The sequence below is a fragment of the Bacillus cereus group sp. MG16 genome (assembly GCF_040459875.1).
GTDB lineage: Bacteria > Bacillota > Bacilli > Bacillales > Bacillaceae_G > Bacillus_A > Bacillus_A paranthracis.
On the sequence record NZ_JARVHE010000001.1, the window covers coordinates 4,265,923 to 4,279,998 of the forward strand.

Sequence of the window (14,076 nt, forward strand, 5' to 3'; positions counted from 1 at the left end):
ATTAAACATGCTCCTTTGCGATAATAGTCAATGTTTGATACATTTCATCATCATTCATTGGCGGTTCGATAATATCAAAGATACGGCCTTTCATATTGATTCGCATTAATTCTGTAATACCTGTTGTATAAGGAATTACAAACCGATAAATTCGTGTAGACTGTGAAGCCGAAACTTCAATGTACTCCGAACCTTTTACCGTTTTTATCATTGCCCACGCTTTTTTAACTTCTTGCCAATTACCTGTTTCAACTTCTTGATTCAATTCATCTTTTATTACTTCAGGTTGTTCAATGATAATTCGATTTCTACAATCACCCGTATTCAGTGGTTTCTTGTACTGAAAAGGACGCATATTAATCACCGTCCAATTTAATTTCTTCTAATGCTTTATCAATGCCTAAACTATTAATCTGACTTAAAAAATTCTTGTCAAAATACTCTATTGCATCGTTGTAAACATAACGAGAGCGTTCAAAGACTAATTCTTTGAACTCTTCGTCATTATTTAAATCATAACTCCCGCAAATCCTAAGTAACGCCTTGTTAGACGTAGAAAGGATGCGCTTTAGGTTATCATCTTCATCATCACCTAAGTGCATCCTATCTTTGAATTGCTGTAATATTTCATTTGAAATTACTGTATCCATTCACATCACCCTTGTGTCGGCGGCGTTACTTCTTCAAGTTTCAGTGTATAAACTTGTGAAGTGTACTTATCCTTCGGCTTACCTGTAGCATATTGTTTAGCAATATAAACTGTCGCATCTTCTAAAGCTAGTGTTTCTTCATATTTTTTGATTGGCTCTGTTCCACCCATCGCTGCAACATATTGACCCTTAACAAAGAATAATACTTTTCCTTGAGGTACAAACACCGACTCTGTAAGGATTGGATTAAACGGTAAGCTAGTTACATATACTCCAGCTGCATTTTGAATTGTCGCGTTTGCTTGAATATCAAAAGTATCAAACGGATTAGTTACCATAACTACTTTACCCGCAATATTTTTTGGACGATCTGCATCTGAACCATCAGCATTCAATTTTTTAGCTAGCAATTTAACAACGCCTTTTAATTCGTTGATTGTTTTGCGACCTGGTTCAAATGTTAAAGTACCTACAGGCTTTTTATCTGGATATACTCCATTCACAACACTTCCACTTGGATCTTTTAATAACCCGATAGGTTCATTTTTACCTGTACCAGCTACAAAACCACGCTCTAAACCTACTTTCATTGCTTCTGTAATCATTGTACGAACATAACGCTCTACCCATACAGGTCCAAGTTTCAACATGTCATTTGCTAGCGGGATAAATGCCGTTAATTTAAGTTGTGAAATACTATCTTTACGAAATGTAGCATTTAATTGCCCTTTAATACCATCAAATAATGGTCCCCATACCGCTGCACCTTCTGGATCTCCGTAAATGAATTCTGTTACTGCACCTAAATTCTCTAAACCAATATGTTGTAAGAAAGGATGGTCTTCAACTAAGTCATCAAAAATACGTTCTTGAGTTGTTTTAGGTAAAGTTTCAGAAGACTTAAATCCACCTTCCTCAACAACTGCATTAAAAAACTTCATCTCTTCACTTGTTAATACATTTGCACCGCGAGATTGCATAATTGAACGATCTACCATTGATTCATTTACTTGATTTAAAATATCTGAACGCACATCTGTAGCAAGTGCTTCAATCATAGAATTCAATGCTGCCGATTGTTCTTCTGCTGTACCTTCCTGAGTCGCTTTCGCAAATGCTAGTTTCTTTTCTTCAAAGTTATTAAATTTAATCACCATATTTTATTTTCCTCCTAAAGTTAAAAAGAGCGTACCCAAATTCTGTTTCGGTTTAACAGGAACTTGAATAGGCTCTTTTGGATTTGTATTCATTTGTAAATCATTCAGAATTTCATTTTTTAACCCTGATAAAGCTACGTTTAAATCTTCTTTTGTAATTCCTTGTAATTTATTCTTGCTCAGTGTTCCGTTTCTAAAACCATCGATTACTTTTTGTGGAATCATGGCAGAGTTGGCACTTGAAGCTGTCATTTTAACTGGATTTTCCATAAACATAATTTCATCCACGAAATTATGCTCTAATGCTTGTTGCGGACCCATCCAAGTTTCTTCTGCCATCATATTAAGTAGTTCCTCTTCCGATTTACCACTTTTAATGACATAAGCATTTACAAGTGTACGATCTGTTATTTTTAACATTTCTGCTGCTTTTGTCATATCACGATGGTCTCCACCATTCCACATTGAAGCATTATGAATCATGATTTGTGCTGTAGGTGAAATGCGAACTTTATCGCCAGCCATAGCAATAATAGAAGCTGCACTTGCTGCTAACCCAACAATTTGAACTTCCACATGTCCAGAATAATTTTTTAATGCTGTGTAAATTTCTGAACCCTCATCTACATAGCCACCTGGACTATTAATTGAAACAATTAAATCCTCGCCATTCGCATTATCAAGCTCTTTTGAAATCTTACCAGGACTTGTAGCATCCATTTCAAACCAATCATAAATCCAAACTTCATCATTAGAAATAATTGGGCCTTTCACATCAATTTTCACCGTCATTTTCTTTCTCACCCCCTTCAGATTCATCTAATTTTTTATAGTTTTTTGTAATATGATGGATATTTAAATTCGGATCATCTGAGTAGTCATAACCAACTTCTAATCGAATTTCATTTCCAGTAAATGCGCTTGAAGAAATAAGTTTATCAATGCTGGTCGCAAGATCAAAAATACTCTGATAAGAAACAGCTTTAACTTCAATTTTTTGCCCTTTCAGGTATTCCGTCATTTCGAAGAATTTCACATTTGCTTCATCTGAAATCTTTTTTAAAAGAGGTTTAACTGTGAAAAGCATGTAGTTTTTAGTTTGTTTTTCCACATCAGCCATTTCTCCATATAACAAAGCTGTCGGAATTCCAATAGCCATTGCGACTTGATTTAAAAAACCATTTGTTACTTTATTGATTTCTTCCACACTTTGCCCAGAACTTCCACCACCAGACGACGTCTCACTAAATTTGAAACCTGGTTGTTGAGGTACAATGGCAATGTCTTTTTCTCCAAATGCTTTATACATTTTCTCAACGAACTTTTGCAATTTCCCTCGACCTTCTTCGGACTTTGCCATCTGAGCTTCTATATCTACTACACCACGAATTTGATTTTTACGTTTTTGAGAACTTAATATTCGTCCAAATAAATCACCATAATCAGTGAATAATCCATCAATTAGAGGCGACAACTTATCATTACGATATTTTAAATGAATAACTTCACTTTGTTTAAATGAACGTTTAAACTCATAACCTTTTACTACTACATTTGTAAAGGTATCTTCAAATACAGCAAACTCATTATGTTGAAAATAATCCACAATAAGTAAGTCACTATCATCAGATTGAATTACTAAACACTCATTTTCATAAATTAATTTTCGAATTACCTTTTCCCAGAAAGTGCTTGCTGTCATATTCTTATTCGGTCTAACATTCAAGCGATAATACAGTTCATCTTTTAAAAATTCATCACCATTTTTAACTCTGAACTCTGATTGACTAATCGTCCTACCTAAAAAAGATACACATGTTTCTACAGCCAATCGCTTCATATGAACCCTATTTGAAGTTTCTGAAACTATATCGTCATCGTACATATAATCTAATTCTTTATTCCTATTAAACACATTATCAAGCCACCCAATTGTAATCACCCCCTTAAAAATCAATTTCATCTAGCATAAACTCAACTTCTTCTTCAAGAATATTGTCAGCTTGCCATAAAGCGTGAATAAAAGCTTGAAATCCATCAGTTTTCCGCTTAAATTCATCTTTTTTCAAGTACTCTTTGTTGCCATCTTTTTTAATATGAACGTAAACATTGTTGGTGTACCAACGCATTAATGGATTATCTCCAAAAATAATACGATTGTTTGCAAATAACGTTTCGACCCTTGGCGCTAATAAAGAATGAATAGCTTTTGGATTACGAATGTATAACAATGTAAATCCTTCTGCTTCAAGTGCTGTTTTAACAAGGTCCAAACGAAATGTATCAGCTACTATTGTGTTAAATCCGTATATCTCACGCATTTTTACAAACCAATCAACAATATGTGAAATATTAATAACTGGTTCGTCCACAATTGTTAGTAATCCATTCTCAGCCCACTCATAAATAGGTGCTTTTAATTTCACCTTATCCAAGAATCCTTTTCTTACAAATGAATGACTTTTCCAAATATAATCCTCACCATGTTTAAATAGTAAACCAACCGCCGCGAAGTCTTTGATGCTGGCGAAATCCAGTCCACCCACAGCTACTTTGTGTTTTAAATCTGGAACTTCTCTGAGTGTTTCTCCATCCTCTTCAAAACCAGTACGCATGATTTCTTCCCATGAAGCTACAGACTTTGTTAGGTCTGTTTCGGGATAGTTCATACGTTTTGTTATGAACTCTTCACGGTTTGAAGGGTTATTTTCTAATTGTTTATATTGGGTTAATACCTTTTTAAATAATTGTTTAGCATAAGAACTTCTTGGCTCACTAAACATCGGATTCGCTTTTTCCCACAAATCAGGATTATCAATTTCTTCTGGATTATCAATCTTGCAAATGAAAGGAAACAACGGATCTTCTAAATCTTTTCCCTTTAGAATATTCATCGCTCGCTCTTTCGTCTTGTCCAGAAATCCGTCGCGAACAAATCCATCTGTACCAATAAAAAATTCTCTAGCATTTGGCACTTTTCCAAGTCCACTAGAGAATACATTTACTACATCAAAATTTTCATATCGATGAATTTCATCGTAAATAACACAACCGTCACGAAGTCCATCCTTAGAACCAGCATTAGATGTATGATATTGCATAATACTTTGGGTATCATTACTAAGTATTTCAACCTTAGTGCGATAAAACATATCTTCTAATATTTCTTCCCCTTTAATAGCATCATAGACTTCACGGAAAGAAACTTTTGCTTGTTTCTCATTGTTGGCCACAATCGAAACATTGTATCGATCTATTCCGTGCAATGGACTAATAAAGAAGTGACATAACGATGAAATTAAACCATTTTTACCGCCACCACGAGCCATCATTATTAAGAATTGCTCATAAAAAACAGAATCATCTTCTTTATAAAAAAGAAAAACAAATGCTGTTAGAAATTTTTGAAATGGCTGCAATTCAAAATACCATTTCTCAGTGAATTTTATATAGTCTTCATGCATTTCATTATCAAAATATAAATCATCACGTATGAAGATGTATTTCTCCAGGTACTCAATTAGCATTATGCGCTCTTTATTTAGCTTAATTTTCCCTGTTCGATACATTTCAATATATTCAGTAACATATTGATTTTGAATCATGTCAGATCTTTCGCAGAGCGCTTAGGTTTTAAAGGTGTCTTCTGTTCTTCAGCCGATGCTTCCAAGCCGAGTGCATCTAAAATCTTTATCATTCGATCGTTCGTTTTATGTAAATCATTAATAGAAGGATTGGATTTCGGACCGTGCATGCCAGATACTTTTATTCCTGTTTCTTCAATATCATCAACAAGAATACACTTTAAATCCCACAACGATAAATAGTCTTGAATTAAATCAGTATAATGATTGCCTACAATCTTTTTCTCTTTCAATTGATTTGTTAAATCCTTTTCAATCCTTTTTCTCATTGTTTCACGCTTCACTCTAGCCACAATATCCCTCCCCTCTGATTTACATCGTTTTCCAATTTAATGTAACGCGCGAATTTGCTTATAAATTTGAAAAATCGACCCCCTCCTCCGGTGCCCCTTAGAGCATTTTTTGATGAATTTTTTTTAGGGGGGGACTGTTATTGCCGATTCTTTTTTACCATTTTTCATCGTGTTCCCATTTGTTGATTTTCTTTTCGAATACTCTACCATGTTCTTTATTGTGGCAATTAACACAAACTGTTTCGAGATTATCCATTTCTAATGCAAGTTCTGGATGATGTTCTAGCTCTTTTATATGATGGACAACGAGTTGAATCTTCTTACGCTTTGCGCTCTCACTGTACTCATTGGTGTCTGTTTGAACCCGACCGTTTCGTTTACATTCCTGACATTCATAGTTGTCACGCTTCTTTACTTGCTCACGAATATTCTTCCACTCACCACTGTCGTAGAACTTGCGCTTCTGTTGTTTGGTTTTATATTCATTCATGAAGCTTACCTCTTTGTTTATGAAACAACTTAGCTATATCAAGAGCTAACAGAATAATCCAGAATGGAATTAAAAAGAAGATAACAGCAATCGATATAACTATTGTTGCTATCAACCATACAGCATCATCTATATTCTTTTGTGCAACATCACATATTGATGGATATAACCTGATTGTTGTATAAAGAAGCCCAACAATAAGATAAGCTAATAACCATAGCATTCTATCATTCTCCTTCCTCAATCCTTCCACGGAATTGAATATCAAGACATTTTTCGCAATAGAAACTCCCAAAGATATGGATAGATACTTGTCTGTTATCAGCTTGTATCTGCGTTGTTTTACTATCCATCAATTGATATCTATGTTCACATTCTTTATGTTGATTGATATGTTGTTTGTACTTCTCTAACTTCCACATATCTACAAAAGCACCGTTACATTTCGGACAAACAGTTACTTCTTGGTATTCTTCTTTGGATGAATGATACACTTTGTCTTGATACCCACACACTAAACATACAGCTTTATTAAAGCGTCTTGTTTCTGTACGCACTTCACACATCTATCTCACTCCTTTTAAAAGAATATTCCGATTATATATTTACAAATAAATACAAGTTGCTATAATAAAATTAACATTGCCATCAGGAAAAGTGATTCGCCCCCATGCGAGTTGCTTTTCCTTTTTTTGTGGCTATTGTTTTAAAAATTCATTTATTGTTTTATTGAGCAAACTAACCATTGCTTCTCTTCTTTGCTTTGGTGTTGTGTTATCTTCCATCTCATTAAAGATAGGAAGCACACTTTCTAATTTTTGTTTATCGATACGCTCATTTACAAGATCTGTTCCTAACATCGAAATGAATGTGCTGATTATAACCGCTTGTTCTTGTTTAGTTAGTTCCATTTATTTTCCCTCCGTTTTTTCTTTAACACCAAATAAGACGCCACCAAAATCACGGTAGCGCCTTAAAAAGTTAATGATATTTTAAAGGATTTTTGTCACAATTTGCCGAATACGTCTTATTAAAGAGAAGTAGTAAATAAACTTAATAAAGGTGGTAAAACATGTACAATTGTATGAACCAAGAAACATTAATTACTATCATCCCAACATCTAGACATGGTAAAGCTTATGATATTGCAAAAGTAGAGGCAACTTTTCAATTAAACGAGCCAATCACTGAAACAGATTCACTTTTAGTTCCACCCCAAATGGAACTAATCCCTCAAGATATCTTTGAGATATTAAAATTAAGTCACGTGAACTTAGCACCAATGACTGAAACTTATATTAATGAAGCTCTAAGTGATTTTGCAACTGAATCTTCTGATCCAAATAGAGATCAAGAGACTAAAGAAGATGCTATGTTAGGGCTAGTAAGAAAATACCTTACAAAGGTAGTTCCTGAACAAATCGGTTCAGATTATTTTTACAGAGTTAGCTATGAATATGCAGTGTATCCAAATGAAAATGGTTCGTATTTCTTATATGCTACGGTACCGTTTAAAGGATTTAATATGCCTGCAACTAGCCAAATTCGTTTTATTAGTATTTTACCAACAGGTTCTACTGTTGTTAATACTACAGGAGTGGATATCAATCAACAAAGCCTTCCAGCTGATCAAGACGATGTTGCAAACGGTAAACCAGTGGTGAGTTACTTCTGGCAAAATGATCCTGAGTTTATGGTAGAATACAGATACTAATTAGAATCACTACTACTTCTCTTTGCTAGGATGTTACATCCTAGCTTTTTTAATTATTACTACATAAGTTATTCTTCGCTATTTCTGTTCATTTTCCTCCAAAGATTTCTTCGCCCACAAATATGCTGTTTCAGCATTTGTAATTGCTATGCTTTTCTCTCGATTATTTTGACATACAACACCAATTGTGTATATGAATTTTTCATATACGTCCATTAAAATTTGTTGCTTATTTAGTTTATCCATCTTTTATCCTCCCCAAAACAAAAGCACCCCGTTATGGATGCTTTATCACACATATGTATTTGTTATTCCACTTAAAAACATATACAAAAAAACAAAGAAATTCGCGTTTTACACTTGATGCGCATCGAAATACGTATTATAATGAATATAGAAAGTTGAAAGGAGGTAATAACGATTTCTAGTAGGGAAGTAATTAAGCGGTTAAAAAAAGAAGGATGGTTTATAGTGAACATTGAAGGCAGCCACCATCAGTTCAAACATCCTTCTAGGGTTGGCAAAGTAACCGTGAAACATCCGTGCAAGGATATTCCGAAAGGTACACTTCGCTCAATCTACAAGCAAGCGGGTTGGTTATAAACCGCCCCTTGCTTTCCCTAATTATACAAGAAATCGTTATAAAAACAAATTATGAAAAAAGACTATTATGTTTATCCAGCTATCCTTGAAAAGTCTTCAGATGGTTACGGTATTTACTTTCCAGACCTTCCTGGTTGCGTTTCTCATGCAGATACACAAGAAGATGCTTTAAAGGAAGGTAGAGAAGCATTAGGACTTCATTTATCTGGTATGGAAGAAGATAACGATCCGATTCCTGAGCCTTCTACAATTGAGAGCGTAGAATTAGAACAAGATGAATATGCTTTCTTAATTGATGTCTGGATGCCACCATTAAGGAAACAAGACAAACTTGTTTATAAAAGAAAGAACGTTACTCTTCCTTCTTATTTAGAAGAACACGCAGCAAAACAAAATGTCAATTTCTCTGAAATGCTTGTAGACGCATTAGAACAACATTTAGGATATAAAGAAAAAAAGAATACACCCTAAAGGGCGCCATATGAGCGTCCTCTTTTTTTAATATAAAGCACTCCATAAGGAATGCCTCTTCAATCCTTTGCAAACACTATAGTTTAAAAGGAGCATGTTATGAAATTCTCACAAATACTAATCATTCTCTTTGCTATTATCATCCTTACATGGCTATGGTTTTCTTAATTTAAAAAAAGCAACCATGCACCAGTTTCCATTCCTTCAAATCCTTTTCTCATCTTTAAGCTGACACCATAGATAAAAAACTACAAATATATACAAATCCAAACAAAAAAAGCAGGAATTTAAACTGTAAACTTCGAATGAATTATATAAAAGGATAAGGAGTGATTTAATGCAAAGTATTAGTAGTTTTACAATACGATGTGCAAGCTTTTTGTACGAACACATCATACTTTATTTCATTTTATCAGCCTTAAACATAACATTCAGTGTACTACTTATGGATTTGATTAATTCGATTCCTACTGCAGAAGGAGCTGTTGAATCCTTTAAATTACTAACTGGTTATTTTTTCGGAAATTCTGAAGGATTTTGGAAAACAATTTTGCTCTCTTCCTTAAACGGAGTAATTTGGATTTTATTATCAATTGTTCCTATCATGCTCGCAATAGCTGGAAGTGAAAACTATAGCCAATGGCTTAGAATTCCTTTATTTATTTTCGGCTTTGCCTTTGTCATTACTGGTTTATATTTTATTGGGCATGCTCTTAGCCTATTTGGAACATTACTTATAATAATGGGTATTATATGGTTATTTGTGAGGGTCTTCAGCGAATAAGCTAAGACCTTTTTATACATAATATCCTCTTCTAAAACAAAAAGCCGCGTAACGTTCGGTTACTCAAATTCTCCTTCTACCATAGGTAGATGAGCTTAATTATGCAATTTTCCTTCGTTATTTCTTACGGAACTTTTTGTTCTTCTTTGAACCGACACTATAGGTAGGCACGTATCAGCTCAAAGAAGAGCAAAAGCTCTCCTCGACCGTTTAGACTAATAATCTAGTAATTCTAATTACGTATTAAGAAATCAAGAACATTTTTATTTGCATAAGGTTCGTAACATCTTATACAAACGGAGTTTTCTAATGGTTGCTAATTGAACCGCTGATGTGAAAAACAACGCTCATTCAATCATTTACCATAGAAACTGGTTCCGGCTTTCATATATAGGTGGCATTATGATGACAAAATAAACTGTTTTAAAATAAAAAAGCCTCTTTAATTTACAAAAAAGAGACTTTCACCCACTTGTTGTGCAATTTTTTTATCTGCTCTACGCAAATGTTGCTGAATTGTAGATCTTGTAACACCTCTCATTTCTGCAATTTCCTCTTGTGTAAACATCCCCACTTTATACATTACAAATATTTCCTTTTCTATTTTTGATAAAGTAGACAAAGCATCATCTAACTGTATCTTTTCCCATGTTGTAATTGCATTTTCTTTTTGTTCTTTATCCCATTCATACTCTGTTTCTTTACTTCTTAAATACCTTTGTATTAACAACGGATTTACTTTGACATCTCTCTGATAAGATGCTCTCCGCTCAATCCCTCTTTTAGCTTCTGGCTCTCTTCCGTTCCTCATCCAATTTAGTGAATACTCAATGTCACTAATCATTCTATTAATTATTTTCTCCTCTTGTTTCGTTGCCTTTTCTTTTGCAGTTAATAATTGATTTAATGTTTCTTTATATTGCTTGATTAAGTCTATCATACAGTTTGCCCTCCTTAGAATAAAAAAGGACGCTGATTAGTTGTAAGAAAATATTCTTTCTTACAGTTAATCAACGTCCTCAAATGCGGACTATTTTCTTTTTTGTTTTTATGTCTTATTTCGGTATGTGAAATTATTTATTTTAACCTCCTCTTTTTCATTTGCTTGTGTAAGTTACCTGTAGTAATACTGTATTTCTTTGCAATTTCAACGTATGTAAGTCCTTTATTACTCAGTTTTACTGCATTCTTACATATTCTATTCCATTCTTTAGCTGTTCTTGGTTTCTTCTGTTCAGTCCCTAACCGACCACCTAATAGAACACCTAGTTCATTGATTCGTATTCCTGTTTCACAATTTGTCCAACAATGTGCTACATTCCTACTATATCTATAAGCACACCCTATGCAGTGTTGCTCTTGTAAATCTAAAATTTGAATACGAACTTCTTTCTTACTCATATTACAGACCACTCCAACTTATCTACATAATGCAGGTAATCTACTAACGCTCGATCAGTTGGTCTTACTAAATAAGCTCTATCATCAAATACTGCTCGTGGAATTGACTTTCTCCCACCTAATTTTGCATCATGAATATACTCTTTAATTACTTCAAAGGGAACTAAGAAAACTGAATGTTCTATACTAAATTCAATTAAGAAGAAACAAATTGCCCCTAGCTTTTCAGCCTGCTCTAAATATTCAATTTGATGTGGTGATATATTCTTTAAAGCGAAACTTGTTTTATTAGTCGTTGCTTTTGCTTCAAATGCTAACATTCTACCTTTGTATATACCGTCATAATCAACAGTTGATTTCTTTTCAAAATAACCTTCTTTAATTCTTCCATCTTTAAATAGTTTTGTCACAACTACAGGTGTAGCTCGCTTTGTAATTAATGCAATGTTTTTTCGTTTGTACATTTCGTTTGAAAAATTAATCAAAGTTTCAAACGCAGCTCCATGATCTCCACTATATGCCATCTTTATTAACCTCACTTTCTATTAAAAGAATTATTTGTTTAAATTTTGCTTAATTCTTACCAATAATTATCTAAGAATTTCAAAATCGTTATATAATGAATTTAATTTGAAATTAGGAGTGATTAAAGTTCCAGATACAATACGATTCGTTCTTTTCACCCTTATAGCAACTAGTGCTATTTTCTCTTTAATAAAAGAGTTTAAAAAACCTGAGAAAAAAGCACTTTGGATTTCAATAGAGTTTTTAGTTCTTTTCTGGGCGATATGGATAATAGCAAATATCATAATCTAATTTGTATATTTTAACTCTTTTTGAATACTAATCGTGATTTTGTACCATACTAACCAGAAGCAGTTATCTTAGCAGTGATTTCTGCTCGGAATCTTTTGTCAAAAAGGGAGCGGTTAGCTTTTGCTAACTGCTCTTTTATTTCCTCGCAACGCCTTTTGGACAAGCACGTAAAATGTATGGCAATTCTCCTGTTTTTAATAAACCAAAGTCCCTAATCTGGACACCATTACCACGGTATATTCTTCCCCTTTATAAAGTACTTTGTCACCTTTTAAAATGCCGTTATAACCAACTATCCTGTTGTCCCCATACATTGCTATTGTTTTCATTTGTCTCATGCCACTCTATATCTCTCAATATCCATCCCTCCTTGAATAAATCCCTAAATCTTGTCCATACTATAAATACACTTAAGTACCGAACTTCCTTCTTAACGTTTTTTTTGAAAGCAGTTAGCTTTTGCTAGCTGCTCTTTTAATTGCACATTTTTGTCTTAATGCTCATATATTATTGAGAATAAAAACCATCTCATATTAAAGGAAAAATATTCTTTTCCACTACTCCACTCCCTCTTTAAAGAATACTGTTTGAATAAGGGCTTTAAAGAGGGAATACATTTAAAAATCTTGGTTATACTGTAAACAGGCTCATGAAAAGCCAATTTCCAATTTTACTAAAACCCACTCTATGTCTATTCCCTTGGGCCGAGCAGTTAGCAGAAACTAATTGCTCTTTTTATATTGAGTTAATAATAAAATTTAGGTCTTTTTTTCTTTTTTACATCATATACTTCTAACCTACGTATCCAACTCAAAGTGTTACCTCCTATCTTAAAGAGCACTGATACATGGTGCTCTTTTTGTTTTCCGAATTAATACAAAATAAAGTTTTTATTTAGCTCAGCTTCACTTCTACATAATATTTTTTAATTCTGCTTATAATATAGTTGTAACTTAAAGTTACATATCATTTACTTGTAGGGCCTAATTTTCTTTTGTACAACGAGCAGTTAGTTTTATTAACTAGCTGCTTTGTTGTGCTTAATGAAAAAATTTTTAGCTTTCTTGCATAACATTTTTGCTTCCGCTCATACTATAGTTGTAACCATAAGTTACAAAGTATTGTGGGTATCGTCATTGTTGGACAACAAAGCAGTTAGTTCATTGAGCTAGCTGCTTTATTATTTATTAAGCACAAAATAGCGTTTTGTTTGAATTTAATTCGATGCGTTAAACTCTGCTGCTACACGCTCACACAAATATGATATTTGCAATGGATCAGATACAGTCAAAGCAAGCAATTCTTCATAATCATTGTGATTTTCCATTAACGGAAGCAAACGCTCTCTACACGATGCCAATTGCTCTAAAAGTTCATCCTTTTCTTCTTTTAACTTTTTGACTTTTCTTTTAAATTGCTCGCATTCGTATTGGGAGCACCGTATGACACCTTCCATTTTATTTTTCGTTTTTACCCTCACCTTTTTACTGGTATCATGTAACAAATCCATTGTTTCTTTATGATCTCGTTCGCTTTTCTCTAATACCCTTGCAACCTTATCATGACTTTGTTTCCAATCGTCAATTTCTTCTTCCACTCTTTGCAAAACCGTTAATATATCGACTATATCCGAATCATCCATACGAGTTACCATTTCATTTCTAAGACGATCTTTTAATTCCTCAATTTCCTTCATTCGAATCCTTCCTTTCTCTAAAATAACGATTTTATTTATTTTTCTTCACATTCACAATCATGCAAATCGCCACCACATTCATTACAAACACAATCACAAAACGCTATTTCTTTATCGCACTGATTACAATATTCGATTGATGAGTATGTCATTTTATCCCCTCCATATCCTGCATCACTAAATACAAATATCGAGTTGTACTTTTGATTTACTTAGTGTTATAATGCGAGAGATCAATAGTTACATTCACTGATCAACCTCATGTAATTTTAATAAAAGTTCTCAAGATTCAGCTCCTAGCAGCGCACCGTTAGGGGCTGAACTCTTTCCAAATAAAGATTTTATTTAATTCCCATT

At 33.6% G+C, this 14,076-nt stretch carries 20 protein-coding genes; 4 read left to right on the top strand and 16 right to left on the bottom strand.

From position 1 onward, the window contains the following. Window position 1 precedes the first annotated feature (1 nt). The 11 genes from QCI73_RS22175 to QCI73_RS22225 all read right to left on the bottom strand — a co-directional run bounded on the left by QCI73_RS22175 (window position 2) and on the right by QCI73_RS22225 (window position 7,145). Entirely contained in the window at window positions 2-355 is a 354-nt protein-coding gene (locus QCI73_RS22175; RefSeq protein WP_353823747.1) for a phage head closure protein, read from the bottom strand. Window position 356: 1 nt separating this feature from the next. Beyond that, window positions 357-650 carry a hypothetical protein gene (locus tag QCI73_RS22180; RefSeq protein WP_353823748.1) on the bottom strand — a complete coding sequence of 98 codons (294 nt, stop codon included), beginning with the start codon at window positions 648-650 and terminating at the stop codon, window positions 357-359. A gap of 5 nt (window positions 651-655) precedes the next feature. Further along, window positions 656-1,807, bottom strand: a complete 1,152-nt coding sequence (locus tag QCI73_RS22185; protein ID WP_353823749.1) for a phage major capsid protein — start codon at window positions 1,805-1,807, stop codon at window positions 656-658. A gap of 3 nt (window positions 1,808-1,810) precedes the next feature. Further along, entirely contained in the window at window positions 1,811-2,599 is a 789-nt protein-coding gene (locus tag QCI73_RS22190) for a head maturation protease, ClpP-related (protein ID WP_353823750.1), read from the bottom strand. Further along, the gene (locus QCI73_RS22195; protein ID WP_483299577.1) at window positions 2,583-3,749 is read right to left on the bottom strand and encodes a phage portal protein; all 1,167 of its coding nucleotides are present in this window, start codon (window positions 3,747-3,749) and stop codon (window positions 2,583-2,585) included. The genes QCI73_RS22190 and QCI73_RS22195 overlap by 17 nt, the downstream gene beginning before the upstream one ends. A 4-nt stretch (window positions 3,750-3,753) precedes the next feature. Then, window positions 3,754-5,412, bottom strand: coding sequence for a terminase TerL endonuclease subunit (locus tag QCI73_RS22200; RefSeq protein ID WP_353823752.1), 1,659 nt, complete (start codon window positions 5,410-5,412; stop codon window positions 3,754-3,756). Further along, entirely contained in the window at window positions 5,409-5,744 is a 336-nt protein-coding gene (locus QCI73_RS22205; RefSeq protein WP_033693383.1) for a P27 family phage terminase small subunit, read from the bottom strand. The genes QCI73_RS22200 and QCI73_RS22205 overlap by 4 nt, the downstream gene beginning before the upstream one ends. 154 nt (window positions 5,745-5,898) lie before the next feature. After that, complete coding sequence (locus QCI73_RS22210; RefSeq protein WP_353823753.1) at window positions 5,899-6,234, bottom strand: HNH endonuclease; 336 nt, start codon at window positions 6,232-6,234, stop codon at window positions 5,899-5,901. Next, complete coding sequence (locus QCI73_RS22215; protein ID WP_353823754.1) at window positions 6,227-6,457, bottom strand: hypothetical protein; 231 nt, start codon at window positions 6,455-6,457, stop codon at window positions 6,227-6,229. The genes QCI73_RS22210 and QCI73_RS22215 overlap by 8 nt, the downstream gene beginning before the upstream one ends. Window positions 6,458-6,461: 4 nt before the next feature. After that, the gene (locus tag QCI73_RS22220; protein WP_353823755.1) at window positions 6,462-6,800 is read right to left on the bottom strand and encodes a hypothetical protein; all 339 of its coding nucleotides are present in this window, start codon (window positions 6,798-6,800) and stop codon (window positions 6,462-6,464) included. A gap of 132 nt (window positions 6,801-6,932) precedes the next feature. Then, complete coding sequence (locus QCI73_RS22225) at window positions 6,933-7,145, bottom strand: hypothetical protein (protein WP_353823757.1); 213 nt, start codon at window positions 7,143-7,145, stop codon at window positions 6,933-6,935. A gap of 161 nt (window positions 7,146-7,306) precedes the next feature. Between QCI73_RS22225 and QCI73_RS22230 the strand changes: the two genes are divergently transcribed. Next, window positions 7,307-7,948, top strand: a complete 642-nt coding sequence (locus QCI73_RS22230) for a hypothetical protein (RefSeq protein WP_016718572.1) — start codon at window positions 7,307-7,309, stop codon at window positions 7,946-7,948. Window positions 7,949-8,026: 78 nt separating this feature from the next. Here the strand turns inward: QCI73_RS22230 and QCI73_RS22235 are convergent, their stop codons facing one another. After that, window positions 8,027-8,194, bottom strand: coding sequence for an Acb2/Tad1 domain-containing protein (locus tag QCI73_RS22235; RefSeq protein ID WP_270757076.1), 168 nt, complete (start codon window positions 8,192-8,194; stop codon window positions 8,027-8,029). Window positions 8,195-8,386: 192 nt separating this feature from the next. Between QCI73_RS22235 and QCI73_RS22240 the strand changes: the two genes are divergently transcribed. The 3 genes from QCI73_RS22240 to QCI73_RS22250 all read left to right on the top strand — a co-directional run bounded on the left by QCI73_RS22240 (window position 8,387) and on the right by QCI73_RS22250 (window position 9,806). Beyond that, window positions 8,387-8,551 (top strand): type II toxin-antitoxin system HicA family toxin, encoded by a 165-nt coding sequence (locus tag QCI73_RS22240; protein WP_333563399.1) that lies wholly within the window; start codon window positions 8,387-8,389, stop codon window positions 8,549-8,551. 51 nt (window positions 8,552-8,602) lie between these two features. Beyond that, window positions 8,603-9,022: a type II toxin-antitoxin system HicB family antitoxin gene (locus QCI73_RS22245; RefSeq protein WP_353823758.1), complete on the top strand. Its 420-nt coding sequence runs from the start codon at window positions 8,603-8,605 to the stop codon at window positions 9,020-9,022. A 337-nt stretch (window positions 9,023-9,359) separates the two neighbouring features. Continuing rightward, window positions 9,360-9,806, top strand: a complete 447-nt coding sequence (locus tag QCI73_RS22250; protein ID WP_353823759.1) for a hypothetical protein — start codon at window positions 9,360-9,362, stop codon at window positions 9,804-9,806. 442 nt (window positions 9,807-10,248) lie between these two features. Here QCI73_RS22250 and QCI73_RS22255 read toward each other — a convergent pair whose 3' ends face one another. From QCI73_RS22255 to QCI73_RS22270, 4 genes are all read right to left on the bottom strand, one after another. After that, the gene (locus tag QCI73_RS22255; RefSeq protein ID WP_353823760.1) at window positions 10,249-10,746 is read right to left on the bottom strand and encodes a sigma-70 family RNA polymerase sigma factor; all 498 of its coding nucleotides are present in this window, start codon (window positions 10,744-10,746) and stop codon (window positions 10,249-10,251) included. 137 nt (window positions 10,747-10,883) lie between these two features. Then, window positions 10,884-11,207 (bottom strand): hypothetical protein, encoded by a 324-nt coding sequence (locus tag QCI73_RS22260; protein WP_353823761.1) that lies wholly within the window; start codon window positions 11,205-11,207, stop codon window positions 10,884-10,886. Beyond that, on the bottom strand, window positions 11,204-11,731 hold the full coding sequence (locus QCI73_RS22265; RefSeq protein ID WP_353823762.1) for a Holliday junction resolvase RecU: 528 nt from the start codon (window positions 11,729-11,731) through the stop codon (window positions 11,204-11,206). The genes QCI73_RS22260 and QCI73_RS22265 overlap by 4 nt, the downstream gene beginning before the upstream one ends. 1,508 nt (window positions 11,732-13,239) lie before the next feature. Next, entirely contained in the window at window positions 13,240-13,719 is a 480-nt protein-coding gene (locus tag QCI73_RS22270) for a hypothetical protein (RefSeq protein WP_353823763.1), read from the bottom strand. Between the last annotated feature and the right edge of the window lie 357 nt (window positions 13,720-14,076).

Coding starts and splice junctions, on each gene's coding strand:
- QCI73_RS22230 (WP_016718572.1), top strand. CDS start 7,307: ATGTACAATTGTATGAACCAAGAAACATTAATTACTATCATCCCAACA.
- QCI73_RS22175 (WP_353823747.1), bottom strand. CDS start 355: ATGCGTCCTTTTCAGTACAAGAAACCACTGAATACGGGTGATTGTAGA.
- QCI73_RS22190 (WP_353823750.1), bottom strand. CDS start 2,599: ATGACGGTGAAAATTGATGTGAAAGGCCCAATTATTTCTAATGATGAA.
- QCI73_RS22250 (WP_353823759.1), top strand. CDS start 9,360: ATGCAAAGTATTAGTAGTTTTACAATACGATGTGCAAGCTTTTTGTAC.
- QCI73_RS22255 (WP_353823760.1), bottom strand. CDS start 10,746: ATGATAGACTTAATCAAGCAATATAAAGAAACATTAAATCAATTATTA.
- QCI73_RS22185 (WP_353823749.1), bottom strand. CDS start 1,807: ATGGTGATTAAATTTAATAACTTTGAAGAAAAGAAACTAGCATTTGCG.
- QCI73_RS22245 (WP_353823758.1), top strand. CDS start 8,603: ATGAAAAAAGACTATTATGTTTATCCAGCTATCCTTGAAAAGTCTTCA.
- QCI73_RS22215 (WP_353823754.1), bottom strand. CDS start 6,457: ATGCTATGGTTATTAGCTTATCTTATTGTTGGGCTTCTTTATACAACA.
- QCI73_RS22210 (WP_353823753.1), bottom strand. CDS start 6,234: ATGAATGAATATAAAACCAAACAACAGAAGCGCAAGTTCTACGACAGT.
- QCI73_RS22235 (WP_270757076.1), bottom strand. CDS start 8,194: ATGGATAAACTAAATAAGCAACAAATTTTAATGGACGTATATGAAAAA.
- QCI73_RS22200 (WP_353823752.1), bottom strand. CDS start 5,412: ATGATTCAAAATCAATATGTTACTGAATATATTGAAATGTATCGAACA.
- QCI73_RS22265 (WP_353823762.1), bottom strand. CDS start 11,731: ATGGCATATAGTGGAGATCATGGAGCTGCGTTTGAAACTTTGATTAAT.
- QCI73_RS22225 (WP_353823757.1), bottom strand. CDS start 7,145: ATGGAACTAACTAAACAAGAACAAGCGGTTATAATCAGCACATTCATT.
- QCI73_RS22220 (WP_353823755.1), bottom strand. CDS start 6,800: ATGTGTGAAGTGCGTACAGAAACAAGACGCTTTAATAAAGCTGTATGT.
- QCI73_RS22180 (WP_353823748.1), bottom strand. CDS start 650: ATGGATACAGTAATTTCAAATGAAATATTACAGCAATTCAAAGATAGG.
- QCI73_RS22270 (WP_353823763.1), bottom strand. CDS start 13,719: ATGAAGGAAATTGAGGAATTAAAAGATCGTCTTAGAAATGAAATGGTA.
- QCI73_RS22260 (WP_353823761.1), bottom strand. CDS start 11,207: ATGAGTAAGAAAGAAGTTCGTATTCAAATTTTAGATTTACAAGAGCAA.